Genomic DNA, 24546 nt, shown 5'->3' with positions numbered 1-24546 from the left:
CGGGGGCTCTGCCCCCGGACCCCCGGGATATTTTCGGTCAGAAAATAGAGTGTGGGCGGTCATTTGGGGCCAAGGCCAGTGAGCGCGGCGGCGAAGTCTTCGGGATCGAAGGGGGCCAGATCATCGATCTGTTCGCCCACGCCGATGGCGTGGATCGGCAGGCCGAAGCGGTCAGCCAGGCTAACAAGGATGCCGCCTTTGGCGGTGCCGTCGAGTTTGGTCATCACAAGGCCCGATACATCCGACAGCTTCTGGAAGGTTTCCACCTGACTGATGGCGTTCTGGCCGGTGGTGGCGTCCAGCACCAACAGGGTGTTGTGCGGCGCGTCGGGGTCTTTTTTCTTGATGACGCGGACGATCTTGGCCAATTCCTCCATCAGGTCGGCGCGGTTTTGCAAGCGGCCTGCGGTATCGATTAACAGAAGGTCAGCGCCATCTGCCTGCGCGCGGGTCATGGCGTCAAAGGCCAGGCTGGCCGGGTCAGACCCTTCCGGCGCGGTCAGGACCGGCACGCCTGCCCGGTCGCCCCAGACCTGAAGCTGTTCGACAGCGGCGGCGCGGAAGGTATCGCCTGCGGCGATGACCACCTTTTTGCCAGCGGCGCGGAATTGGCTGGCCAATTTGCCGATGGTGGTGGTTTTGCCCGATCCGTTGACGCCGACCACCAGAACCACCTGCGGTTTCTTGGCGTAAAGCGGCAGCGGCTTGGCCACCGGTTCCATAATGCGGGCGACCTCTTGGGCCAGCAGTTCTTTGATTTCTTGGGTCGAGAGTTTCTTGCCGAACCGGCCCTCGGCCATATTGGCGGTGACGCGCAGGGCGGTATCGACGCCAAGGTCTGCGGCGATCAGCAATTCTTCGAGCTGTTCGAGCATGTCGTCATCCAGCGTGCGCTTGACGACGGTGCCGCCCTGTTGGCGCCCCAGAAGGCGGCCAAGGATACCGGCGTTTTCGGCAGGCGGGGGGCCGGTGGGGGTTGGCGCGGGATCAGGTTGGGCCGCTGGTTTGGGGGCCGGTGCCGGGGCGGTGGGCGTTTTGGCCACGGGCGGCGTAGGCGCGGGTTTCGCGGCTGGCGCTGGTGCAGGCGCTGGGTCTGGGTCTGGTGCGGCCTCGGGCTGCTGTTCTTCTGTGCCGCCGTCTTCGACGATCGCGTCCAGCCCTTCTTCGAGTTTCGAGGAGGACTTGAACAGCTTGTCTTTGAGCTTGCCGAAAAGGGACATGGGCACCCGGATCCTTTGCCTTGCGTTACATCCAAGTAATACGGGGCGCGGCGAAGGAAAAGTCCCGGTTGACGCCAGAGCCGCCGCAATGGCTATCTTAGCCCATGTTGCGACGCATTCTTTTGGCATTTTTGATGATGGCAGGACCTTTGGCCGCCGATCCTCCGTTTGAGGAGGGCACGCAGTGCAGTGCGGGCCGCTTTGGCCCGGTGCGCTGTATTCGCCCCAGCGCCTTTGCCGCCGACACTTGCGGTGCCATTGGGGCCTTTGCGGCGCAGAACCAGATTGATCCGGGCTTTTTCGCGCGGCTGATCTGGCAAGAAAGCCGGTTTGATCCCAATGCGGTCAGCCATGCCAATGCGCGCGGAATTGCGCAGTTCATCGATTCGACCGCCGCGCTGCGTGGGTTGACCGACAGTCACAACCCGGCTGAGGCGCTGGAACATTCCGCCGAGTACTTGGGCGAGCTGACCCGCCGCTATGGCAATCACGGTTTGGCGGCGGTGGCCTATAATGGCGGGGAAAAGCGAGCCGATGGTTTGGTGGCCAAGACTGGCGGGCTAGCACAAGAGACCATCGACTATGTGCAGATCATTACCGGGCTGACGGCTGAGGCGTGGCGCGATACCCCGCCCGAGGCGCATGATTTCCGGCTGGCGGGCGACACGCCCTTTCAAGCGGCCTGCGAAGATCTGGCCAAGAACCGTCGCATGTCCCCTTTTCCCAAGCCCAAACCCAAGCATAGCCCTTGGGGGGTGCAGGTGAGCTTTGCCGCATCGGAAAAGGCCGCGCGCACGGCGTTCAAGCAAAAAACCGCGTCGTGCCGGGGTGCGGCCAGCAAGCCCAAGCTGGATGTGATCTATGTTGAGAACCGGGTGGCGGGCAAAAAGGGGTATTATATGGCCCGTCTTGGCGCGAAGACGGTGAAAAGCGCCAATGCGCTTTGCACCTCTCTGCGCCAATCGGGTTGCACCTGTTCGGTCTATAAGAACCCGGCCTAGGCCATGCCGCCGTCAATCAGCCCCTGCGCCAGTTTGGCATAGGCCTGCGCCATGGGGCTGTCGCCTGCGGCCACTGGCGTGCCGGCATCTCCGGCCAGACGGGTATCCAGATCAATGGGCAACGCGGCCAGAAGCGGCAGGCCAAGACGCTCGGCCTCATGCTGAACGCCGCCATGACCGAAGATATGCGCCTCATGCCCGCAGTCCGGGCAGGTGAAGAAAGACATATTCTCAATCAGGCCCAGAATCGGGGTCTTGAGCATTTGGAACATGTCGATCGCCTTCTTGGCATCCAAGAGCGCCACGTCCTGCGGCGTGCTGACAACGATGGCCGCGTCGATCCCGCCTTTCTGGCATAGCGTCAGTTGAATATCGCCCGTGCCCGGAGGCAGATCGATGATCAGCGCGTCAAGCTCGCCCCAAGCGACCTGCCCCATCATCTGTTGCAGCGCGCCCATCAGCATCGGGCCGCGCCAGACCACCGCCTTATCGGGATCCAGCATCAAACCGATCGACATGAGCGTGACGCCATGCGCGGTGATCGGCTGAATCGTTTTGCCATCCGGGCTGGCGGGGCGGGTGTTGGTGCCCATCATGCGCGGCTGCGAGGGTCCATATATATCTGCATCCAGCAGCCCAACCTTGCGCCCCTTCTTGGCCAGCGCCACCGCCAAGTTCGACGACACGGTCGATTTGCCGACCCCGCCCTTGCCCGAGGCCACGCCGATCACAGTTTTGATTCCGGTCGGTTTCAGCGGGGCATTGGACGGTTTGGGATGGCCGCCCAGTTTCAGCGACGGCGCTGGATTTTGCTGCGCTGCGGCATGCTTTGTGGCAGAGGCATGGGCCGTCAAAACGACCGAAGCGCTTTTAACCCCGTCCATCGCCTCGACCGCGGCCTGAGCGGCGGCTCGGATCGGTTCCATCATCCGGGCAATCTCAGGTGTTGGTGCTTCGATGACAAAGCGAACGATGCCGCCCTCAACTGTTAGCGCTCGAATCAAATCACGAGAAACCAGATTCCCCCCGTCTGGCAAGGCGATGCCAGATAATGTTGACGTTACGGCAGTTTTGGTTGTGGTCATGGATTTCTTTCCCATAGGTCAACAATTTCGACGCCAATATCTGCAATTTTCAGCAAATTTCGCAAGATGGTGCATCAAATACACGCCTTTAGGGAGCGCCGCAGCGCATTTCACCTGTAAAACTATGCAATTTCTGCATGGCAGCATTGAGCGAGAGCGGGATTGTGCAGTTGCAGCAAATCCACCATCTTGGTCTCAAGACGAAACGCAAAGACGATACGGAAGATAGAAAATGGCTTATTCGACGGAACTTTCGCAGGCCCAAAGCGGTTTGACCGGTTGGATGGCATCGCTGGTAACCGCGCTGCGCATTCGCTTTGAAAAGCGCCGCGTGTACCGCACCACCCTGAACGAGCTCAGCAGCCTGAGCACCCGCGAACTGGCGGACCTGGGTCTGCACCGCAGCATGCTGCGCCGCGTGGCATGGCAAGCGGCCTACGAGGCCTAAGATAGAATTCGGCGGATCCTCTCCTCCCTTGGATCCGGCGCTACGACGACAACCCAACTCCTCCTCCCTGGGAAGTCGTCACTTAAACGGATCGTAAGATCCACTCATGACCGGCCTTTCTCCTCCTCCCTTGGGCCGGGATTGAACAGGCGGCAACTCTACTCCTCCTCCCGGAGTTGCCGCCAACCAGTTTCCGGGCCAACGGGCCCAACCAGATCGACCGCCCTCTCCTCCTCCCTCGGGCGTTCGTAAATCGGCGGTGACCCCTCTCCTCCTCCCTGGGGGCACCGCCAACAGTTTCCGGGCCAACGGGCCCAACCAGATCGGATGCCCGCCTCCTCCCTTGGGCATTCCGTAACCAGGCGGCAGCTCCACCTCCTCCCTAGGGGCGCCGCCACGGAATTCGGGCCAAATGGCCCAATACAGGATCGTTCGCCCTCTCCTCCTCCCCGGGCGCACGTGACCAGGCGGCAGCCCCTCCTCCTCCCTCGGGGCGCCGCCACGGAATTCGGGCCAAATGGCCCAAACAGTTCGGACGCCCTCCTCCTCCCTTGGGTGTTCGGTATCGGCGGTGGCTCCATCTCCTCCCTCGGGGTGCCGCCAAGACATCAGGACCGAATGGTCCAACCAGTTCGTGCGCCCCTCTCCTCCTCCCTGGGGCAAACGATACCCTGGCCGGAAGCGCACTCCTCCTCCCTAGCGCTTCCGGCCTTTTCTTTTCCGCCCCCGCTTTTCACGCCTTGGTGTCGCATTTTGCGCAGCCCCGCCTTTCCCTTGGCGCGGCGTTTCGTTAGACGGTTCCAGACGAAAATGGATCGACGGTCGCAGTGCGCGGCCAAGCAGGGGAAACACACCCATGGCGATGGAAAAGACATTCAACGCGGCCGAAGCCGAAGCCCGCCTTTACAAGGCTTGGGAAACCTCTGGCGCGTTCCGCGCAGGCGCGAACAAATCGCACGACGACAGCTTCTGCATCATGATCCCGCCGCCCAACGTCACGGGCGCGCTGCACGTGGGCCACGCCTTCAACAACACGCTTCAGGACATTCTGGTGCGCTGGCACCGGATGCGCGGCTTTGACACCCTGTGGCAGCCGGGCCAAGATCATGCGGGCATCGCAACCCAGCTTCAGGTCGAAAAGATGCTGGCCGCCAAGGGCGAACCGGGCCGCCGCGAGCTGGGCCGCGAAAAGTTCTTGGATAAGGTCTGGGAATGGAAGGGCCAGTACGGCGGCACCATCGTTGAACAGCTCAAACGCCTTGGCTGTTCGTGCGACTGGGACCGCAACGCCTTTACCATGGCTGGTGCCCCCGGCGATCCGCGCACGGGCCACGAAAATTCGCCCAACTTCCACGATGCCGTGATCAAGGTCTTCGTGGACATGTACAACAAGGGCCTGATCTATCGCGGCAAGCGCCTTGTGAACTGGGATCCGCATTTCGAAACCGCCATCTCGGATCTTGAGGTCGAGAATATCGAAACGCCCGGCCATATGTGGCATTTCAAGTACCCGCTGGCTGGCGGGGCGACTTATGAGTATTTGGAGAGAGATGAAGACGGGAACGTCACGTTCCGTGAAACGCGGGACTATATCTCAATCGCGACAACGCGCCCCGAAACCATGCTGGGCGATGGCGCGGTTGCCGTGCACCCCAGCGACGAACGTTATGCCTCGATCGTTGGCATGATGTGCGAAATCCCCGTTGGTCCGAAGGAACACCGCCGCCTGATCCCGATCATCACCGATGAATACCCCGATCCGACCTTCGGTTCGGGCGCGGTCAAGATCACCGGCGCGCATGATTTCAACGACCACGGCGTCGCAAACCGCAACAAGATCCCGCAGTACCGACTGATGGACACGCAGGCGCAGATGCGCGCTGATGGCGCCCCCTATGCCGACGAGGTGGCCAAAGCCGCCGAATACGCCAAGGGCAAAGCCTTTACCGTGCAGGACATCGACGCGATCAACCTTGTGCCCGATGAATACCGCGGCCTTGACCGCTATGAGGCCCGTGCAAAGGTGGTCGAGGCGATCACCGCCGAAGGTCTGGCCGTCATGACGATGTCGGACGATGCCCGCCTTGGCCCCAAGCCCAAGCTGAAAAAGGGCGAGGAAGAGCCGCCTGTCACCGAAGTGCCCTTGGTCGAGTCCAAACCGATCATGCAGCCCTTTGGCGACCGTTCCAAAGTGGTGATCGAGCCGATGCTGACCGACCAGTGGTTCGTCGATGCCGAAAAGGTCGTCGGCCCCGCGCTGGACGCGGTGCGCGAAGGCCGCACCAAGATCATCCCGGAATCGGGTGAGAAGACCTATTACCACTGGCTTGAGAACATCGAGCCCTGGTGCATCTCGCGCCAGCTGTGGTGGGGCCACCAGATCCCGGTTTGGTACGGGCCGGTAATGGATGGAATTTACAGAGAACTTGGCCCGCTTAAGGCTTTCTGCGCCTCCTCTGAAGAGGAAGCTGTAAAGGTAGCTTCTGAATACTATAGTTCGGTCTTCAAAGGCGAATTCGACATCCGCTTTGAAGAGGCCTGTGACCCGTCCTCGAGAATGGCAGAAGCTCAGATCGTTTCGGGTGATCCGAACGAGCCAGAGGCCCAGAAAACGACCTTTGTTCTCACCCGCGATCCCGACGTGCTCGATACGTGGTTCTCGTCAGGCCTGTGGCCCATCGGCACGCTTGGCTGGCCCGAGCAGACGGACGAGCTTGAGCGGTTCTTCCCCACCGATGTGCTGATCACCGGCTTCGACATCCTGTTCTTCTGGGTGGCGCGGATGATGATGATGCAACTGGCCGTGGTCGGCAAAGAGCCGTTCCACACCGTCTACCTGCACCAGCTCGTCCGCGATGAGAAGGGCAAGAAGATGTCGAAGACCACCGGCAACGTCATCGATCCGCTTGAAATCGTGGATGAATTCGGCGCCGACGCGCTGCGCTTTACCAATACCGCCATGGCCTCGATAGGCGGCGTGCTGAAGCTGTCCAAGGACCGCATCACCGGCTACCGCAATTTCGGCACCAAGCTGTGGAACGCCGCCCGCTTTGCCGAAATGAACGGCGCTCTGGGCAGTGACCTGACCGTGCCGCAAGCAGATGCCACCGTGAACCGCTGGATCATCGGCGAGACCGCCAAAGTCCGAGCCGAGGTGGACACCGCGCTTGACGCCTACCGCTTCAACGATGCGGCCAGCGCGCTATACGCCTTTGTCTGGGGCAAGGTCTGCGACTGGTATGTGGAGTTCTCCAAGCCGCTGCTGAACAGCGAAGACGAGGCGATCAAGGCCGAAACGCAGGCCACCATGGCTTGGGTCATCGACCAGTGCCTGATCCTGCTGCACCCGATCATGCCCTTCATCACAGAAGAGCTCTGGGGCAACACGGGCACCGACCGCGCCAAGATGCTCGTCCATGCCGATTGGCCGCCCTATGGCAGCGAATTGGTCAACGCCGATGCGGATCGCGAAATGAACTGGGTGATCTCGGTGATCGAGGGCATCCGGTCAACCCGCGCCCAGATGCACGTGCCTGCCGGCCTGCACATCCCCGTTGTCGTGTCGCAGTGGGGCGAAGCCGAACAGGCCGCTTGGGCCCGCAACGAGGTGATGATCCAACGTCTGGCGCGCGTCGAAAGCCTGACAGAGGTTGAAACCTTCCCCAAGGGCTGCGCCACCGTCCCCGTCGAAGGCGCTACCTTTGGCTTGCCGCTGGCGGACATCATCGATGTGGCCGAAGAAAAGGCGCGTTTGGAAAAGACACTTGGCAAGCTTGAGAAGGAAATCAAAGGTCTTGCCGGCCGTGTCAACAACCCCAAATTCGCCGAATCCGCCCCAGAAGACGTGGTCGAGGAAGCCCGCACCAATCTGGCCGCCCGCCAAGAAGAAGAGGCCAAACTGCACGAAGCATTGGCGCGTCTGGCCGAAATCGGCTGAGACCCGCGCAGGCCAAATTGAACAAGTAAGGGGGCCACTTGGCCCCCTTTTCTATTTGGACATCGCTCCCGACCAAGTACCGCGACAGCCTCCACCTTTCATCTTTCCATAAATCCTCCGGGGAGCGCGAGGGGCAGCGCCCCTCGCCTTTCGCGCCGCGAAGCGGCGCGCCTTCCTTGTCTCGGATTGCTTCGCAATCCGACCGAAGCGAGGGGCTCTGCCCCTCGCGCTCCCCGGGATATTTTGGGTCAGAAAATACTGTTTAGCCGCGCCAGAAGCGTGGGGTCAGGAGTGCGAAGACGGCCAAGAGTTCCAACCGGCCGCAGAGCATGCCAAACGCCAAGAGCCATTTTGCTGTCGGGTTGAGGCCCGCGAAATTGCCAGCCGGACCAATCTGATCACCAAGGCCGGGGCCGATATTGGCGATGGCGGTGGCCGCGCCCGAAAGTGCTGTGACAAAGTCGAGCCCTGTCATCCCCAAGAGCACCGCCAGCACACCCAGCGAGACGATGAAGAAGACGAAGAAGGCAATGACCGAGCCCATGACATCGGGCGTGACGGGACGGCCCTCGAAGCGCGGGGTGAAGACGCCATGGGGCGCTCCGATCCGTTGGAGCGCGACGCGGATCGAGGCAAAAAGGATCTGGTAGCGGAACACCTTGACCGAGCAGGCGGTCGAGCCCGCGCAGCCGCCAATCAACCCAATGAAAAAAAAGACCGAAATCAGGAACGGACCCCATTGCATGTAGTCTACGCTGGCGTAACCGGTGCCGGAAATGATCGAGGTGATGTTGAACAGCGCCTCGCGCACCGCCTGTTCAGGGTGATGCGGGAACTGCGCCAGAAGTGACACGCTGGTCGCGATCACCAGCACGAAGATGATGATCAGGAAAACGCGGATTTGCGAGTCTCGGAACAGCGGGTTTCGGTTGCCGTTTACGAATTGAACGTAGCGCACGAAGGGCAGCGCGGCGAGGATCATGAACACCGAGGCCACATATTCGGCAGTGCCGGAAAATGCTCCGAAAGACGCGTCGTAATTGGCAAAGCCCCCCGTCGAGACTGTCGTCAGCGCGTGCACCGTTGCGTCAAAGGCGTTCATGCCGGTCATCAGGTAGCAAATCGCACAAGCCAGCGTCAGCGTGACATAGATGGTCGAGATATTCGACGAGATCTGCGTCGCACGGGGCAGGATTTTCCCCATGGTGTCAAAGGCTTCGGACCGGAAAATCTGCATACCGCCGACCCGCAGTTCGGGCAGGAACACCATGGCGACTACAATGATGCCGATGCCGCCCAGCCATTGCAGCAAGCCGCGCCACAGCAGGATGCCCTTGGGCAGCGTATCAAGCCCGGTCACAACCGTTGATCCGGTGGTGGTCAGGCCGGACATGGCTTCGAAATAGGCGTCGGTAAAGCTGGCTTCCGACGCGCCCATCATGAAGGGGATGCCGCCAAACAGGGGCAGCACCGCCCAGACCCCAGTGGTTAGAAGAAAGGTCTGCTGGATCGACAGGCGGTCCGGCACGGCATTGGCGCAGGCCAGCGCCGCAAATCCACCTATGGAAATGGTGATAAGCGCGCTTTCAAGAAACACGTTCCATTCGCCGCGACCTTCGGCAATATCAATCGCCATCGGCAGCAGCATCGTGCAACCGAGGGCCGCCACAAGCAGGCCAATGACATAGACGACGGGGCGCAGATCAAACATGTGCGCAGCGTTGAACCCCTGCGCGACGGGTGTCAAGCGTCACTGTCCGGCGATGCCTTGGAGGCGCCGGTTCTGTGCCCGGCGCGGCGCGAAAATGGCGCAACCGATCAGACGCTGAACAGATCTTTCAGCACAAAAGGCACGATTTCTTCACGTGTCAGACCCAGCCGCGCCAGATCCCGGTCGCTTTTCGCACCCAGTTCGGCGATGCGCACAACGCTGTGCTTGTCCAGGCCAGACGGGTTCATCCCAAGTCCTACCTTGGCAAAGAAAGCGTCGATCAGACGCCGGGGGGATGGTTGGTTGAAGGCAATTTGTACGTTGTCGCGAACCATGATGGAAACCTTTGCTATCAACTTGGGTTTCCTCCCTGCTTGCATATTTGGGACCGAATGGTGTGAATTCCATGAATCAATGGTAGCAGGCACGCTCAAAGCCCATGGTTTTCATGATCGCCCATGGAAAAGGCGCCCACAGGTCTGTGAGCGCCCGTCTTTTCAGCAAATGGTGAACTTACCCGATATGAAACAGGGTCGAGAACAGCTTGGGGTCAAGGCTGTCTTGCGCGAACAGATCGCCTTCAGTCAGCACAGATACCGCATCATGGCTGTGCAGGCTTTCCTGATGGCTGGCCAACACGCGATAGTCGCCCACACGGTCATCGGCCTGAAGCTGTTCGGCAAAGAGGCGCGCGGCGTCTTCGACGAAGATCGGGTTGGCGGCGTTCAACTCGGCAAAGGCCTGTTCGTCTTCGCGTTTGACCATGACTTGCGTTTCCGTCGGTACGGCGCGGCGGCACATATCGATCAGATCTTCGAACCACAGGCGCTTGCCGTCTTTCAGCTCAGCCGAGATCCGCGCAACCGAGCGTTGCGAATGCGGCGTTGCCAGTTGCCCCCGTTCGCGGCGGGCATGTTCGCTGAGTTCGAGCGAGCACGGGCAGGTGCTGCTGTACACGTAGTCAAGGTGCATGATCCGGCGGCGCACGCCGGCCAGTTCCACCACCTCAAGCGCGATGTCGTAATATTGATACCCCGTCAGCCCCGACCGCAGGCTGTTCACCTTCATCGGGAAGGAGAAGCGCATATTGATGCGGGCATCAAAGCTTTCGAGATCGGATTTGTAATCGTCCAGCGCGTGTTCGATCACGTAGAAACTGAACGTCTTTTCGGCATGGGTATAGAACGAGCGCATGATGCGGCTCATGTTGATACCCTTCTTGTCGGCTTCAAGGCTGACGGTGCCGGTCACGCTGGTTTCCAAGTTCAGATCGCCGTTGTCGCGGGTGTGATAGCGGATCGGCAGGCGGAAATTCGAAATTCCCACATGCTGGATCGCCCGCTTTTCCCCACGGATCAGCGACGACGGGCCGTTTTGCAAATCGGGCAAGGTGGCGCGATAGGCAGCATCGGCGACAAAGTTGTGCGGATAGTTGCGCGACAAATCGGGATAGCCCGCGCCGCCGATCAGGGCCGTCAGGCCGGGGTCCAGCGATGCAATATCATCATCCGAGGCACGCGCCGCCCATTGCCGCAAAAGATCGAGGGCGGTTTCCGCCTCGTCTCGGCTTGGCTCTGCTTTAATCCCAGGCATGTATACATTCATCGCTCAGACCTCTCGTCCGCGTATCTTTACAGTAGATAGGAAGTCCGTCCAAGAATTTCCAATCTGCAAAGGTATACGTCAGAGATAGCAATCCGGATGACTCCGGATTGCTAAAAAACGCCACTTAAAGTGTGTCGAGCGCCTGTTTCAGGTCCAAAATCAGGTCTTTCGTGCTTTCCAGACCCACAGAAAGGCGAACAAGCGCCCCGGTGATGCCCAGAATGTCCTTCTGATCCTGCGGAACACGCTGGTGCGTGGTGGTGGCCGGATGGGTCACGATAGATTTCGCATCGGCAAAATTGTTCGAGATCGTGAACACATTCAGCGCATTGAGGAACTTAAAGCACTCATCCTTGCCGCCCGCGATTTCAAACGCCACCACCGTGCCGCCCGATTCCGCTTGCCGCTTGGCCACCTCGTACTGCGGATGCGAGGGCAGCGTCGGATAGCTGACGCGCGCCACCTTGGGGTGGGCCTCAAGGAACGCGGCAATCTCAAGCGCACCCGCCGCTTGCGAGCGGACCCGCAGATCCAGCGTTTCCAGCGCCTTCAGTTGCACCCATGCGTGGAACGGGCTCATCGCGCCGCCGGTATGCTTGAGGTAGGTTTCAATCGGGCCACGGATCAAGTCGCGGCTGCCCACGATCATCCCGCCCAGAACACGCCCCTGCCCGTCCACATGTTTGGTGGTCGACAGCAGCACCAGATCCGCGCCGCAATCTTTGGCATAGCTGAAAATCGGCGTCGCCATCGCATCATCCACCAGAACCAGCGCACCGTTCGCATGGGCCAGATCGCACACATGCTTCAGGTCGATCACTTCCAGTGTGGGGTTCGACATGGACTCAAGGAACACCAGCGTGGTGTCAGGCGTGATCGCCGCGTCCCACGCCGCATTGTCGGTGCCGTCGACAAGAACGATCTCAACGCCAAAGCGGGCCAGAATGTTCTCCAGCACATAAAGACACGATCCAAACAGCGCGCGGCTCGACACCACGCGGTCGCCCGCCTTGGTCAGCGCCATCAGCGCGCCATTGACCGCCGCCATGCCGGACGCGCAGCCAAACGCGTCCTCATAGCCCAGAATGGCCGCGATACGATCTTCGAACATGCGCACGGTCGGGTTGCCATAGCGGGCATAGATGAACTCATCCTCGCCCAGGCTCTGGAACCGCTGCTCGGCCGCTTCGGCTGTCGGATAGACAAAGCCCTGCGTCAGGTACATCGCTTCGCTCACCTCGCCATATTGGCTGCGTCGGCTGCCTTTGTGGACCAGTTTCGTGCGGATATCCCAATCGTCGCTCATCTTGTATCTCCTTCAGGGGCCAGTCACGGCCCACAAAAAAACTCCCGTCTCGGCCAAGCGAAAGGGAGCTTTCGTCTGACCTCTTTAGCGGCATGTTTAACGTGGCCCGCAATCCGGTAACAAATCGCCACGATGGATTTGGATTAAAACGCAAGATGTCGCAGGTCAAGTCCGTCACACCCCTGTAACCGATCCGTCATGGCCACGTTGCACCACCTGGATAGTCCATAGGTATTCGGACCCGGAGGCCAAAATACCCCTGCTTCATGTGACGGATCACGACGGCGCGCCCACTACGCATGACGGCCAGCCCCTGACAGAGGCCCTGACCCATGCTCTGGCAATCCCCGGTCCTGTGGCGATCATGGTTCACGGGTACAAATATGCCCCCGGCCATGCCACCGCCTGCCCCCACCGCAGCCTGTTCGCCCCTAGGGACACCGCCCGCCACCTGCGCGGCCTCAGCTGGCCGCAACGGCTGGGCGACGGCAGCGAAGGCCAATTCGGCCCACTGATCGGTTTTGGCTGGCCCGCGCGCGGCAGCCTCAGACAGGCTCACGACCGCGCCGCCCTAGCTGGAACGGGGCTGGCCCGGCTGATTTCGCGCATCCAGCACCACGCCCCCGGCCGTCCCATTCGGATCCTGGGCCACTCGCTGGGGGCAAGGGTCGCCATCGGCGCGGCCCGGCAGGTGCCCGACGGCGCCATTTGCGGCCTCATCTTGCTGGCCGCCGCCGAATTCGGCACGCAGGCCATGGGCCTGCCCTGCCATATCTACAACGTCACCAGCGCCGAAAACGACCTGTTTGACCTGCTGGCCGAACGGCTTTTGCCCCGGCCGCAAAAGGGTGCGCGGATGCTCGGCGCAGGTCTGCACGGCCCTGGCAAGCTGACCTTGCGATTGGACGACGCCGCCACGCTTGATGCGCTCCGCGGGCTAGGCTACCCGCTGGCCGCGCCGGACCGCCGCATCTGTCATTGGTCGGTTTATCTGCGGGCGGGTGTCTTTCCGCTCTATGCTGCATTGCTTCAGGGCAGGCTCGGCTATTCCGCGCTTTCCAGCGCACTGCCAAACACGGCCGCCCCCAACACTGCCCGCCAAAGGTTTCGCCGCCAAGCCTCGGGGCCGCGCGCAGGGATCGCCTGACACGGCAGCGTCCCACGTCAAAATCCTTCGGGCCGTCCCCCTGCTTCTTCTCTTTCATAAATACGCCACACAACACCGGCCACCCGCGCTGCAACCTGCCAATAAAAGCAATACCAAGGCCCAAAGCCCCGCAGGCGCGGCCCTTGGGCCGCGCCTGCCCCCGGGGCGACGCGCAAGGCGCGGCGCAACACCTCATGACCAAGGATCAGAACGGAATGTCATCTGATGCAGACAAGAACCGCGCGACGACCTTTTTCGTACCGGCCTTCTCAAAGGCCACTTCCAGTTTATCGCCTTCAATGCCGATGATCGCGCCATAGCCGAACTTTTGGTGGAACACCCGCTCGCCCATGGTAAAGCTCGACACCGCCTCCAGATCTATGGCCGAGGCGCGGCTTTCGCGCGGCTGGCTGATAGGGCGCTGCTGGCTGCGTTCCTGTAGGCGTTTCCAGCCGGGCGAATTGTAGACATTCGCCTCTGCCGCGCGGGCCTCAACGCCTGACGACATGCCGCCCGACATCCCGCCACCCATACCCGCCGCGCCGTAGCCCCCGCCGTAAAGCCCCGGAGGCGTCAGCACCTCCACGTGCTCTTCGGGAAGCTCGTCAATGAACCGCGACGGCAGGGCCGATTGCCACTGGCCAAAGATCCGGCGGTTGCCGGCAAAGGAAATCGTGCAGACCTCTTCGGCACGGGTGATGCCGACATAAGCCAAGCGCCGTTCTTCCTCGAGGCCCTTCAGCCCGCTTTCATCCATCGACCGTTGCGACGGGAAAAGCCCGTCTTCCCAACCCGGTAGAAACACCACAGGGAATTCCAGGCCCTTGGCCGCGTGCAGCGTCATGATGCTGACCTTCGCGCCCTCATCGCCCTTGTCATTGTCCATGATCAACGCGACATGTTCGAGGAACCCTTGCAGATTCTCAAAACTTTCCAACGCCTTGACCAGTTCCTTAAGGTTCTCCAGCCGCCCCGGCGCCTCAGGCGTTTTGTCGTTCTGCCACATCTCGGTGTAGCCGGATTCGTCCAGAATGATCTGCGCCAGTTCGATATGGCTGACCTCGGGCGATCCCTCCATGGGGCGGGTTTCATCGTCAATAATGTCGTCGCTTTGCACCGGCACCACGGCACGCGTCATTCGCCGCCAGCGGGCCAGATCGGTCACCAGTTGCGCCAGCGCCTTAGCGCCTTTGCCCTTGATCTCGCCCATCTCAACGGCCAGCGCTGCGCCATCTACAAGGCTCACCCCATTGGCCCGCGCGATGCGCTGAATGGTCTGCTGCGCCTTGTCGCCAAGGCCACGTTTCGGGGTATTCACGATCCGCTCAAACGCCAGATCATCGTCGGGCGACACGACCAGCCGGAAATAGGCCATGGCATCACGAATCTCGAGCCGCTCATAGAAACGAGGGCCGCCGATGACCTTATAGGGCAAGCCGATGGTCAGGAACCGGTCCTCGAACGCGCGCATCTGGTGCGAGGCACGGACCAGAATGGCCATATCGTCCAGCGTATAGGGCCGCATCCCGCGGGTGCCGCGCTGAATGGCCTCGATCTCTTCGCCGATCCAGCGGGCCTCTTCCTCGCCGTCCCAATGGCCGATCAGGCGGACCTTTTCGCCATCCTGCGCTTCGGTCCAAAGCTCTTTGCCCAAACGGTCCGAGTTTCCGCGAATGACACCTGAGGCCGCCGCCAGAATGTGCGGGGTCGAGCGGTAGTTCTGTTCCAGCCGCACCACATGGGCGCCGGGAAAATCTTTTTCGAACCGCAGGATATTGCCCACCTCGGCCCCGCGCCAGCCATAGATTGACTGGTCGTCATCGCCGACGCAACAGATGTTCTTATGGGCCGAGGCCAGCAGGCGCAGCCATAGATATTGGGCGACGTTCGTATCCTGGTATTCGTCTACCAGGATAAAGCGGAACCAGCGCTGATATTGTTCCAGCACATCGGGGTGCTGCTGGAAGATCGTCACCATATGCAGCAGCAGATCGCCGAAATCGACGGCGTTCAACTCCCGCAGGCGGGTTTGATATTCTGCGTACAGGCGCGGCGCTTTGTGGTTATAGGCCCCGGCATCGGCTGTCGGCACACGCTCGGGCGTGATGGCGCGGTTTTTCCAATCATCGATGATCCCCGCCAATTGCCGCGCGGGCCAGCGTTTGTCATCAATCCCGGCGGCCTGCACCAATTGCTTGAGCAGGCGCAGCTGGTCGTCCGTATCGAGGATGGTGAAGTTGGATTTCAGCCCGACCAGCTCCGCATGGCGGCGCAGCAGCTTAACGCAGATCGAGTGGAACGTGCCGAGCCACGGCATCCCTTCGATCGGTTGGCCCAGCATACGGGCAACCCGTTCCTTCATTTCGCGCGCAGCCTTGTTGGTAAAGGTCACAGCGAGGATTTCGGGCGGGCGGGCGCGGCCTGTCATCAGCATGTGCACAATGCGCGAGGTCAGCGCCTTGGTCTTGCCCGTCCCCGCCCCGGCCAGCATCAGAACCGGGCCATCCATTGCCTCAACCGCCGCGCGTTGGGCGGGGTTCAACTCATCCAGATAGGGGGTCGGCCGCGCAGCCATCGCGCGAGAGGAAAGCGACGCCGCCTCAAAAGCGCCCACGTCATCAAAATCGTCAAAAGTGCTCATGGCGGATTGGTCCGATGCGTTGCGATCAGCGTGTTCGCCTTCCGTTCTATACGGTTCGGGACAGGCGTGCAATGTTGCGGGCTGGGTGCCAAGGGAGGGGGCGCTGCCCCCTCTTGGGCCTTCGGCCCAATTCACCCCCGGCGGTATTTTTCAAAGAGAAGAAGCAAGCGGTCAGGCGAAATCTTGCAAGCGGGCGACGTAGCGGGCCAGTGTGTCGATTTCCAGGTTGATCCGGTCGCCGGTTTTGGCGCTGCCCCAAGTGGTCACATCCTTGGTGTGCGGGATGATGTTGACGCCGAAGGTGCAGCCATCGACCTCGTTCACTGTCAGCGAGGTGCCATTGAGCGCGACCGAGCCTTTGGGGGCGATGTAGCGGGCCAGCGCTTCGGGCGCGCGGAAGGTAAAGCGCGTGCTGTCGCCGTCGTCCTGCATCGCCTCAATCGTGGCGACGCCGTCCACATGGCCGCTGACGATATGGCCGCCAAGTTCGTCTCCGACCTTCAAGGCCCGTTCAAGGTTCACGCGGCGGCCCACCGCCCATGCATCAAGGTTGGTTTTGCTGACGGTTTCGGCGCTGATTTCCACGTCATACCAGCCGGGCCCCGTAGCGATCACCGTCAAGCAGACACCATCCGAGGCGATCGAAGCGCCGATGTCGATGCCATCCGTGTCATAGGCGGTGCCAATGCGCGCACGCAAATCGCCGCGTTTTTCCAGCGATTTGATCTCTCCCATATCGGTGACGATTCCGGTAAACATGCGGCACGCTCCATTTCATGGGGCGCGGTCTGGCCCCAACAGCCTTAATTTCGACGAACTGACCCGGTATACGTAGCCCAAGGAATTTGCGAGTAAAAGCCGAGTATGCACGAGATTTCAGCACAAAAACGGGTGTTTCTGTTTCTGCAAGGTCCGCATGGGCCGTTCTTCGCGCGTTTGGGTCAGATGGTGGCCCGCGCCGGGGCAGATGTATGGCGTGTCGGCTTTAACGCGGGCGATCAGGCGTTCTGGCGCGATCGCGCAACCTATGTTCCCTATCTTGGCACGCCTGAGGATTGGCCCGCCCGGTTTGCGGATTTGGTTGAGGCGAAGGGCGTCACCGATATCGTGCTATATGGCGACACGCGGCCCATTCATGCCACCGCGATTGAGGCGGCACGCGCCCGCGGGCTGACGATCCATGTGTTTGAGGAAGGCTATCTGCGCCCCTATTGGGTGACCTATGAACGCGGCGGCGCCAATGGTCATTCGCGCCTGATGCATATGAGCGTCGCTGACATGCAAGAGGCGCTGCGCCTATCGGATATGGAGGCCCCCCTGCCGCCTGCGCAATGGGGCGACATGCGCCAGCATATGTTCTACGGCGCGGTCTATCATTGGTTCGTGATGTTCTGGAACCGCCGCTATGGCAATTTCCGCCCGCATCGGTCCATCTCGGTCGGGCGGGAGTTTCGGCTTTATCTGCGACGGCTGGCGACGCTGCCGCTGACATGGGCGGAACGGGTTTTGGCAACGGCGCGTATTCGGCGCGGGGGGTTTCCCTATCATCTGGTACTGATGCAGTTGGAACATGACAGCAGTTTCCAGAAGCATTCGCCTTTCGACACCATGCCCGATTTCCTGAAGCTGGTGATTGCGGGCTTTGCCAAAGGTGCGCCGCGCCATCACCATCTGGTGTTCAAGGCCCATCCGCTGGAAGATGGGCGGGTCGATATGCGCCGCGCGATCTTTGAAGCCGCGGCCGAACATGGGCTGGGCGACCGGGTGCATTACGTGCGCGGCGGCAAGCTGGCGCAATTGCTGAACGATGCGCGTAGCGCGGTGACGGTCAATTCCACCGCCGGGCAGCAGGTGCTTTGGCGGGGCATTCCGATCCGGGTCTTTGGCGATGCGGTTTATGCCAAGCCCGAGTTCGTGTCCGACCAGCCGCTAGAGGCGTTTTTCCAACGTGCCGCCCGCCCTGACAACCGCGCCTATAAGGATTACCGCCGGTTCCTACTTGAAACCAGCCAGTTGCCGGGCGGGTTCTATTCAGTCAAAGGGCGGCGGCAATTGCTGCGGCAGGTCGTGGACATGATGCTATCGCCGGATGATCCCTACGATGCGCTGATCCATGGGACCGCGGCCCCAAGGCAACAGTTGCGGGTCGTGACCTGAGGCACACAAGTCCTAGTACTGGCTTTTGCTGTCCAATTCCGGTATCTTACCCCAAAAACCTAAGGCAGAATAATAGGGTCGAGGAGACCGAGCAGTGAAAATGTCCCGTACGCCGTGGGCGCGATCCGTCGCCCTTTTGGCGGCTTTGGCCGTCGTGTCGTCTTGCGGTCTTCCGCGCGTCGGCCCCAGCAAGCGCGAAATCTACGAAGGATCGGTACAGCGCAAAGGCGATGCCTTTATCGTTGCGGTGAATGATCGTGTGACGCGGGCAACATCGGTTGTCCCCTCGCTTGGCTTTTCCGACCAATTCAAGAACGCCGGTCAGATCGGGTCGGATACGATCCGCGCGGGCGATACCCTTGGCCTGACGGTTTGGGAAAACGTGGACGATGGGCTTTTGGTGCCCACCACCGCCAATTCCACCATTCTGGACGAAGTTCAGGTGGATGGATCGGGCTTTATCTTTGTGCCCTACGCGGGCCGGATCAAAGCCGCAGGCAACACGCCCGAAGGCGTGCGCCGCATTATCACCGCCAAACTGGCAGACCAGACGCCCGACCCACAGGTCGAAGTGCGCCGCATCGCAGGCGACGGGTCGACCGTATCGCTGGTTGGTGCGATCGGCACGCAGGGCGTCTTTGCCATCGAACGCCCGACCCGCACCTTGTCGGCCATGCTGGCCCGCGCGGGCGGCATCGCGATCAAGCCGGATGTGGCGCAGGTCGTTGTCAACCGTGGCAGCGAAACCGGCAAGATCTGGTTCCAGGACCTCTATGACTACCCGGCGCTTGATATTGCTCTGCGCCCCGGTGACCGGATCCTTGTCGAAGAGGATCAGCGCTCGTTCACGGCGCTTGGGGCCACCGGCGCCCAGTCGCTGGTTGAATTCCAGACCCGCACCCTGTCCGCGCTTGAGGCGATTGCCCAGGTGGGCGGCCTTGCCCCGACCGCCGCAGACCCGACCGGCGTCTTTGTGTTCCGCAATGAACCGGCGGATATCGCCAACCGCGTGCTGGGCCGCGATGATCTGACCGGCGATCAGCGCCTTGTCTATGTGCTGGATCTGACCGAACCCAACGGCATGTTCATGGCGCGCGATTTTGCCATCCGCGACGATGACACGCTGTATGTGACCGAAGCGCCCTATGCGCAATGGAACAAGACGATTGCGGCTCTGACCGGCTCGCTCAGTGCGGTGAACACGCTGAACACCGCCGCGTCGACGGTCGGCATCGGAGGCTGACAATCGCCCCCGTCCAAACAATGTCAAAAGGCGCCGGCGGCCCATCGCCCCGGCGCCTTTTCGTATACAACGGCGGGTTTCTGACCCAGCCGCGGCTGCGGCGTATTCTGGCGCTGTCGGGCCTGCCAGTGCGGTTTGGCCTGCCAAAAGATGGCGATGCCGTGGGCGTTTGGGGCCAGTCGCCCTATGCCCACCGGGGCGAGGCGGTCGCCGCCAAACACGGCGCGCCGCTGATCCGCATTGAGGACGCCTTTCTACGGTCGGTCCATCCGGGCCGGGATGGGGAACCGCCGCTGGGTCTGCTGATTGACGAAACGGGGGTGCATTTCGATGCGCGAACCCCGTCGGATTTGGAAACGCTGCTGGCCACCCATCCGCTGGACGATGGGGCCGATCTGGCCCGCGCGCGCGATGCGATTGCCCGGATGCGGCGCACGCATCTGTCCAAGTACAACGCCTTTGACCCGGCGGCCCCAACGCCCGATCCGGGCTATGTTCTGGTGATAGACCAGACGCGCGGGGATGCCGCGCTAAAGGCCTGCGGCGCGGGCCGTGCGCGGTTCTTGGAAATGCTGACCATCGCGCGACAGGACCATCCCGGCACGCGCATTGTCATCAAAACCCACCCCGAGACCCAGACCGGCCACCGCCAAGGGCATTACACACCCGAAGACACCACCGATCTGGTTAGCCTGTGTGATGACGCCGTATCGCCTTGGGCGCTGCTGGATGGCGCCGTCGCGGTCTATACCGTGTCGTCCGGCATGGGGTTTGAGGCGATCTTGGCCGGGCACAAACCGCGCGTCTTTGGCACGCCCTTTTACGCCGGATGGGGCCTGACCGAGGACGACGCGCATTTCCCCCGCCGCAAACGCACCCTGACGCGCAACCAGTTGTTTCTGGGCGCAATGATCCATTACCCGACGTGGTACGACCCCTACCGCAATCAGCTTTGCCCGTTGGAACAGGCCCTCGACACGCTAGAGGCGCAGGTACGGGCGTGGCGCGATGACCGGCGCGGCTGGATCGCAAGCGGCATGCGCCTTTGGAAACGCGGGCCGCTGCAACGGGTCTTCGGCACGCTACATCGCATCCGGTTTGACGATGGCCCTGACGCTGCGGCCAAGGCCAAGGCAGCCGGGCGGCGGCATATGGCTTGGGCCTCGCATCCGCTGGCCGATCGGGCCGATGTGCGTTGCGAGGACGGGTTTCTGCGGTCGGCCGGGCTCGGCGCGGCACTGATCCCGCCGCTGTCCTTGGCCTGCGATGATTTAGGTATTTACTACGATCCGTCGCGCCCGTCCCGGCTTGAGGCGTTGATCGCCGCCAGCCCCAACCTGACCCAGTCAGACCTGCGCCGGGCCGAGGCGCTGCGGGGCATGCTGGTGGCGCGAAACCTGTCGAAATACAATCTGGGCGGCGCTTTGCCCGCCCTGCCAGATGGCCACCGCATCCTTGTTCCGGGACAGGTCGAGGACGACGCCTCGATCCGGCTTGGGGCACCGGGCATGACCAATGCCGAACTGCTGCGCCGCACGCGCGAGGCAAACCCGGACGCCATTATCCTCTACAAACCGCACCCCGATGTTGAGGCAGGCCTGCGTCTCGGCGCCGTTGACCGCCCCGAACAATGGGCCGATTACGTGCTGCACCGCGCCGATATGGCCCCGCTGCTGACGCAAGTGCATGAGGTTTGGACACTGACATCGCTGACGGGGTTTGAGGCGCTGCTGCGCGGGGTTGCGGTGACCACGCTGGGCCAGCCATTTTATGCCGGTTGGGGGCTGACCAAGGATCTTGGGCCAGCACTGACGCGGCGCGGGGGGCCGGTTACGCTTGATGGGCTGACCCATGCCACGCTGATTGGCTATCCGCGCTATCGCGATCCGGTCACCGGCCTGCCCTGCCCCGCCGAAGTGGTTGCCGAACGTCTGGCCAATGGTCAGGTGCCGCGCCCCGGACCGTTCAACCGGACACTGGCCAAGGCCCAAGGCCTGTTGGCCAGCCAATCCTGGATCTGGCGCTAAACCATTCGCGCCTACAGCGGCAACGGCGACGGAACCATCCAGCCGTTGTAGCGAACCAACAGCTCTTCCCATGGGGAATAGGCCGAAATATCAAACACGTAGCGCCCGGCCTCGTCCAGGGATTCGACCGATTCACTTTTCGGCGTCAGGGCATCTGGCAGGTTGATGCCAAAGGCAATCATCTTGTCGATGGAAATCTTCAAACGATCGCCATTGACCTCGGAATGCATCAACAGGCGAAACGGTCCGAACTTTTCGCACACATGGTCCCCCTCAAGCCACGCATGGGACACGCTTGTATGCAGCCCAAACTGACGCGTCCACTTAAAGACCCCGTCTTGTTCTTCGACATCCAACTGAAAGGGCAGATCGGCGGCAGCATCGGGAAAGCCGGCCAGCCGCGCCATGGTCCGGGCCAGCCAACTGCGGCCATGGATCACGCTAACCTGCCCGGTGTAGCGGGCCGGAATCGTTTCATGAAAGCTCCGCAAGACATCTGGCAAATCTTGCCGCCTGTCGCCCAGAAGTTTCCAAAACGGATCTTGTACCAATCGCAATCTCCACCACTCAGGACGCGTTCAGACGTCCGGGACCATACTATTTTCGAACCGGCACAATGCCTGGCTCCGGCGAAAAACCCTCGTGCGCCGAAACGTCCATCGCCGCCTCAGCATCCGCTTGATCTTGCCAAAACCACCCCGCCGGATGGCAATGGACGATCCAAGAACATTGGCGACCTAAAACTAATCCGTTTGCAAACGACGCACCTGCACCTAGATCAATTACATAAGAAAATTTGGAAATTTCGGGCCTTTAGCGAAATATGCGCCAAGGCCATAGTATAAAGCGCTCAGGAGCGCTTTCGGGTTAACGTGATCGCGCGATGCGCCAATTCTACCCAAACGAGTATATCAACAAAGAAAGACCCGCACAAGGCGGGTCTGTCACAATCTTATATTTTAGATCCTGCTTTACTGATCGAGGAAACTACGCAGCTTGCGCGACCGGCTTGGGTGCTTCAGCTTTCGCAGGGCCTTTGCCTCAATCTGGCGGATACGTTCGCGCGTCACGCTGAACTGCTGGCCCACCTCTTCGAGCGTGTGGTCGGTGTTCATGCCGATGCCAAAGCGCATCCGAAGAACGCGTTCTTCACGCGGCGTGAGCGAGGACAGAACCCGCGTCGTGGTTTCTTTGAGGTTGTCCTGAATGGCAGCATCGAGCGGCAGAACGGCGTTCTTGTCCTCGATGAAGTCGCCAAGCTGGCTGTCCTCTTCGTCGCCGATCGGCGTTTCCAGCGAAATCGGTTCCTTGGCGATCTTCATCACCTTGCGAACCTTTTCCAGCGGCATTTGCAGCTTTTCGGCCAGTTCTTCCGGCGTCGGTTCGCGGCCAATTTCGTGCAGCATCTGACGACCGGTGCGGACCAGCTTGTTGATCGTTTCGATCATGTGGACCGGAATACGGATCGTGCGGGCCTGATCCGCGATGGACCGGGTGATCGCCTGACGGATCCACCACGTCGCATAGGTCGAGAATTTATAGCCGCGGCGGTATTCGAACTTATCAACCGCCTTCATCAGGCCGATGTTGCCTTCCTGAATAAGGTCAAGGAATTGCAGGCCGCGGTTGGTGTATTTCTTGGCGATCGAGATCACCAGTCGCAGGTTCGCCTCGACCATTTCTTTCTTGGCCTGACGCGCCTCTTTTTCGCCCTTCTGCACCTGCTGAACGATGCGGCGGAATTCGCTGATGTCCAGACCGACGTATTGACCGACCTGCGCCATGTCGGCGCGCAGTTCTTCAACCTTGTCCGACGAACGCTCGATAAACGCCTGCCAAGCACGGCCCGATTTCTCAGCCATGTCGTCCAGCCAGTTCGGATCCAATTCGCGGCCCCGGTATTCGTCGATGAATTCACGGCGGTTGATGCGGGCTTGGTCGGCCAGCTTCACCATTGCGCCATCAATCGACATGATGCGCTTGTTGATGCCGTAAAGCTGGTCAATCAGTGCTTCGATACGGTTGTTGTGCAGGTGAAGTTCATTCACCAGCTTCACAATCTCAGAGCGCAGGATCTGATAGCGTTCTTCGTCATCGTCCGAGAACGAGCCGTCTTCGTTCAGGGTGGCCGAAATCCGGCTGTCCTGCATTTCAGACAGTTCTTCGTAATCTTGCGCGATGCGATCCAGCGTTTCCAGAACGCGCGGCTTCAGCGCGCTTTCCATCGCGGCCAGCGACATGTTGGCCTGTTCGTCATCATCGTCATCGTCTTCCGAGGCAATCGGATTGCCGTCGGCGTCCAGTTCCGGCTCGTTGCTGCGGGCCGGTTTGGCGGCGGAGACGTTCGAGGTATCGACGACCGGCTGATCCACTTCGCCATCTTCGCCAAGTTGGTTGCCGAAGGTGGTTTCAAGGTCGATCACGTCGCGCAGCAGAATTTCTTCGGACAGAAGTTCTTCGCGCCAGATGGTGATCGCCTGGAAGGTCAGAGGGCTTTCGCAAAGCCCAAGGATCATCGTGTTGCGGCCCGCTTCGATCCGCTTGGCGATGGCGATTTCGCCTTCGCGCGACAGCAACTCGACGCTGCCCATTTCGCGCAGGTACATGCGCACCGGGTCGTCTGTGCGGTCCAGCTTTTCGTTGTTGGACCCGGCAAGGGTGATTTCGCCCCGGCCACTGTTCGACACCAGCTCGGTCGAACCTTTGTTGCCGTCGCCGGAATCGTCGTCGTCGTTTTCTTCGTCGTCTTCGGTGACCTGGATGCCCATTTCGGACAGCATCGACATCACGTCCTCGATCTGGTCCGAACTGACCTGATCCGGCGGAAGCACCTGATTGAGCTGATCGTAGGTAATATAGCCGCGCTCACGCGCCTCCGCGATCATCTTCTTGACGGCGGCCTGGCTCATGTCGAGCGAGACTTCATCGTCCTGGTTGTCGGGCTTGGCGTCGTCGTTGTCTTTTGCGGCCATAAAGTGCTCCTATCCGGGACGGGCGATTCGATTGAAACGAATCAAT

The 24546-nt window shown here is 61.0% G+C and carries 17 protein-coding genes and 1 riboswitch; of the genes, 7 read left to right on the top strand and 10 right to left on the bottom strand.

All coding sequences use genetic code 11. The features are described from left to right. Nucleotides 1–59: 59 nt before the first annotated feature. Nucleotides 60–1220, bottom strand: a complete 1161-nt coding sequence (ftsY, locus tag PRI8871_RS04405) for a signal recognition particle-docking protein FtsY (protein WP_108884947.1) — start codon at nt 1218–1220, stop codon at nt 60–62. A 134-nt stretch (nt 1221–1354) separates the two neighbouring features. Here ftsY and PRI8871_RS04400 point away from each other — a divergent pair, with 134 nt between their 5' ends. Beyond that, a complete protein-coding gene (locus PRI8871_RS04400) occupies nt 1355–2221 on the top strand; it encodes a lytic transglycosylase domain-containing protein (protein WP_306418436.1) in 867 nt (288 codons plus the stop codon). Here the strand turns inward: PRI8871_RS04400 and PRI8871_RS04395 are convergent. Further along, complete coding sequence (locus PRI8871_RS04395; protein ID WP_108884945.1) at nt 2218–3306, bottom strand: Mrp/NBP35 family ATP-binding protein; 1089 nt, start codon at nt 3304–3306, stop codon at nt 2218–2220. The two genes, PRI8871_RS04400 and PRI8871_RS04395, sit on opposite strands and share 4 nt — an antisense overlap. Before the next feature lie 232 nt (nt 3307–3538). On the opposite strand from PRI8871_RS04395, the gene PRI8871_RS04390 reads away from it, so the two are divergent. After that, nucleotides 3539–3754, top strand: a complete 216-nt coding sequence (locus PRI8871_RS04390; RefSeq protein WP_108884944.1) for a DUF1127 domain-containing protein — start codon at nt 3539–3541, stop codon at nt 3752–3754. A gap of 856 nt (nt 3755–4610) precedes the next feature. Beyond that, entirely contained in the window at nt 4611–7691 is a 3081-nt protein-coding gene (locus PRI8871_RS04385; RefSeq protein WP_108884943.1) for a valine--tRNA ligase, read from the top strand. A 262-nt stretch (nt 7692–7953) separates the two neighbouring features. On the opposite strand, the gene PRI8871_RS04380 is transcribed toward PRI8871_RS04385, so the two are convergent. The 4 genes from PRI8871_RS04380 to PRI8871_RS04365 all read right to left on the bottom strand — a co-directional run bounded on the left by PRI8871_RS04380 (nt 7954) and on the right by PRI8871_RS04365 (nt 12313). Further along, entirely contained in the window at nt 7954–9402 is a 1449-nt protein-coding gene (locus tag PRI8871_RS04380) for a TrkH family potassium uptake protein (protein WP_108884942.1), read from the bottom strand. Nucleotides 9403–9509: 107 nt separating this feature from the next. Then, nucleotides 9510–9737: a DUF1127 domain-containing protein gene (locus PRI8871_RS04375; RefSeq protein WP_108884941.1), complete on the bottom strand. Its 228-nt coding sequence runs from the start codon at nt 9735–9737 to the stop codon at nt 9510–9512. 178 nt (nt 9738–9915) lie between these two features. Next, complete coding sequence (gene folE2, locus PRI8871_RS04370) at nt 9916–11007, bottom strand: GTP cyclohydrolase FolE2 (RefSeq protein WP_108884940.1); 1092 nt, start codon at nt 11005–11007, stop codon at nt 9916–9918. Between the two features lie 124 nt (nt 11008–11131). After that, nucleotides 11132–12313, bottom strand: a complete 1182-nt coding sequence (locus PRI8871_RS04365) for a trans-sulfuration enzyme family protein (protein ID WP_108884939.1) — start codon at nt 12311–12313, stop codon at nt 11132–11134. A gap of 63 nt (nt 12314–12376) precedes the next feature. Next, nucleotides 12377–12454: riboswitch (SAM riboswitch) on the bottom strand. Nucleotides 12455–12581: 127 nt separating this feature from the next. Here PRI8871_RS04365 and PRI8871_RS04360 point away from each other — a divergent pair. Next, complete coding sequence (locus PRI8871_RS04360) at nt 12582–13460, top strand: alpha/beta hydrolase (RefSeq protein ID WP_108884938.1); 879 nt, start codon at nt 12582–12584, stop codon at nt 13458–13460. 205 nt (nt 13461–13665) lie between these two features. On the opposite strand, the gene PRI8871_RS04355 is transcribed toward PRI8871_RS04360, so the two are convergent. Next, nucleotides 13666–16101: an ATP-dependent helicase gene (locus PRI8871_RS04355; RefSeq protein WP_108884937.1), complete on the bottom strand. Its 2436-nt coding sequence runs from the start codon at nt 16099–16101 to the stop codon at nt 13666–13668. A gap of 171 nt (nt 16102–16272) precedes the next feature. Next, complete coding sequence (locus tag PRI8871_RS04350; RefSeq protein ID WP_108884936.1) at nt 16273–16860, bottom strand: riboflavin synthase; 588 nt, start codon at nt 16858–16860, stop codon at nt 16273–16275. Between the two features lie 105 nt (nt 16861–16965). Here PRI8871_RS04350 and PRI8871_RS04345 point away from each other — a divergent pair, with 105 nt between their 5' ends. The 3 genes from PRI8871_RS04345 to PRI8871_RS04335 all read left to right on the top strand — a co-directional run bounded on the left by PRI8871_RS04345 (nt 16966) and on the right by PRI8871_RS04335 (nt 21528). Next, a complete protein-coding gene (locus PRI8871_RS04345) occupies nt 16966–18258 on the top strand; it encodes a capsule polysaccharide biogenesis protein (RefSeq protein ID WP_108884935.1) in 1293 nt (430 codons plus the stop codon). A gap of 100 nt (nt 18259–18358) precedes the next feature. Beyond that, nucleotides 18359–19501, top strand: a complete 1143-nt coding sequence (locus PRI8871_RS04340) for a polysaccharide biosynthesis/export family protein (RefSeq protein ID WP_108884934.1) — start codon at nt 18359–18361, stop codon at nt 19499–19501. Between the two features lie 20 nt (nt 19502–19521). Continuing rightward, the gene (locus tag PRI8871_RS04335) at nt 19522–21528 is read left to right on the top strand and encodes a capsule polysaccharide biogenesis protein (protein ID WP_245897763.1); all 2007 of its coding nucleotides are present in this window, start codon (nt 19522–19524) and stop codon (nt 21526–21528) included. A gap of 11 nt (nt 21529–21539) precedes the next feature. Here PRI8871_RS04335 and PRI8871_RS04330 read toward each other — a convergent pair whose 3' ends face one another. Together PRI8871_RS04330 and rpoD are read right to left on the bottom strand one after the other, a co-directional pair. Then, nucleotides 21540–22019: a DUF4166 domain-containing protein gene (locus tag PRI8871_RS04330; protein ID WP_181389370.1), complete on the bottom strand. Its 480-nt coding sequence runs from the start codon at nt 22017–22019 to the stop codon at nt 21540–21542. A gap of 480 nt (nt 22020–22499) precedes the next feature. Then, the gene (gene rpoD, locus PRI8871_RS04325) at nt 22500–24500 is read right to left on the bottom strand and encodes an RNA polymerase sigma factor RpoD (RefSeq protein WP_108884931.1); all 2001 of its coding nucleotides are present in this window, start codon (nt 24498–24500) and stop codon (nt 22500–22502) included. Between the last annotated feature and the right edge of the window lie 46 nt (nt 24501–24546).

The sequence above is a fragment of the Pseudoprimorskyibacter insulae genome, from assembly GCF_900302505.1.
In the GTDB taxonomy this organism is placed as follows: Bacteria; Pseudomonadota; Alphaproteobacteria; order Rhodobacterales; family Rhodobacteraceae; genus Pseudoprimorskyibacter; species Pseudoprimorskyibacter insulae.
Note: the sequence above shows the minus strand (reverse complement) of the source record. Positions and strands in the feature narration are given on the sequence as shown.

Bases quoted from the DNA above. Each gene is read 5' to 3' on its own strand.
- PRI8871_RS04365 (WP_108884939.1), bottom strand. From the start codon at position 12,313: ATGAGCGACGATTGGGATATCCGCACGAAACTGGTCCACAAAGGCAGC.
- PRI8871_RS04355 (WP_108884937.1), bottom strand. From the start codon at position 16,101: ATGAGCACTTTTGACGATTTTGATGACGTGGGCGCTTTTGAGGCGGCG.
- ftsY (WP_108884947.1), bottom strand. From the start codon at position 1,220: ATGTCCCTTTTCGGCAAGCTCAAAGACAAGCTGTTCAAGTCCTCCTCG.
- rpoD (WP_108884931.1), bottom strand. From the start codon at position 24,500: ATGGCCGCAAAAGACAACGACGACGCCAAGCCCGACAACCAGGACGAT.
- PRI8871_RS04395 (WP_108884945.1), bottom strand. From the start codon at position 3,306: ATGACCACAACCAAAACTGCCGTAACGTCAACATTATCTGGCATCGCC.
- PRI8871_RS04400 (WP_306418436.1), top strand. From the start codon at position 1,355: ATGATGGCAGGACCTTTGGCCGCCGATCCTCCGTTTGAGGAGGGCACG.
- PRI8871_RS04345 (WP_108884935.1), top strand. From the start codon at position 16,966: ATGCACGAGATTTCAGCACAAAAACGGGTGTTTCTGTTTCTGCAAGGT.
- PRI8871_RS04390 (WP_108884944.1), top strand. From the start codon at position 3,539: ATGGCTTATTCGACGGAACTTTCGCAGGCCCAAAGCGGTTTGACCGGT.
- PRI8871_RS04385 (WP_108884943.1), top strand. From the start codon at position 4,611: ATGGCGATGGAAAAGACATTCAACGCGGCCGAAGCCGAAGCCCGCCTT.
- PRI8871_RS04375 (WP_108884941.1), bottom strand. From the start codon at position 9,737: ATGGTTCGCGACAACGTACAAATTGCCTTCAACCAACCATCCCCCCGG.
- PRI8871_RS04380 (WP_108884942.1), bottom strand. From the start codon at position 9,402: ATGTTTGATCTGCGCCCCGTCGTCTATGTCATTGGCCTGCTTGTGGCG.
- folE2 (WP_108884940.1), bottom strand. From the start codon at position 11,007: ATGAATGTATACATGCCTGGGATTAAAGCAGAGCCAAGCCGAGACGAG.
- PRI8871_RS04350 (WP_108884936.1), bottom strand. From the start codon at position 16,860: ATGTTTACCGGAATCGTCACCGATATGGGAGAGATCAAATCGCTGGAA.
- PRI8871_RS04340 (WP_108884934.1), top strand. From the start codon at position 18,359: ATGTCCCGTACGCCGTGGGCGCGATCCGTCGCCCTTTTGGCGGCTTTG.
- PRI8871_RS04335 (WP_245897763.1), top strand. From the start codon at position 19,522: ATGTCAAAAGGCGCCGGCGGCCCATCGCCCCGGCGCCTTTTCGTATAC.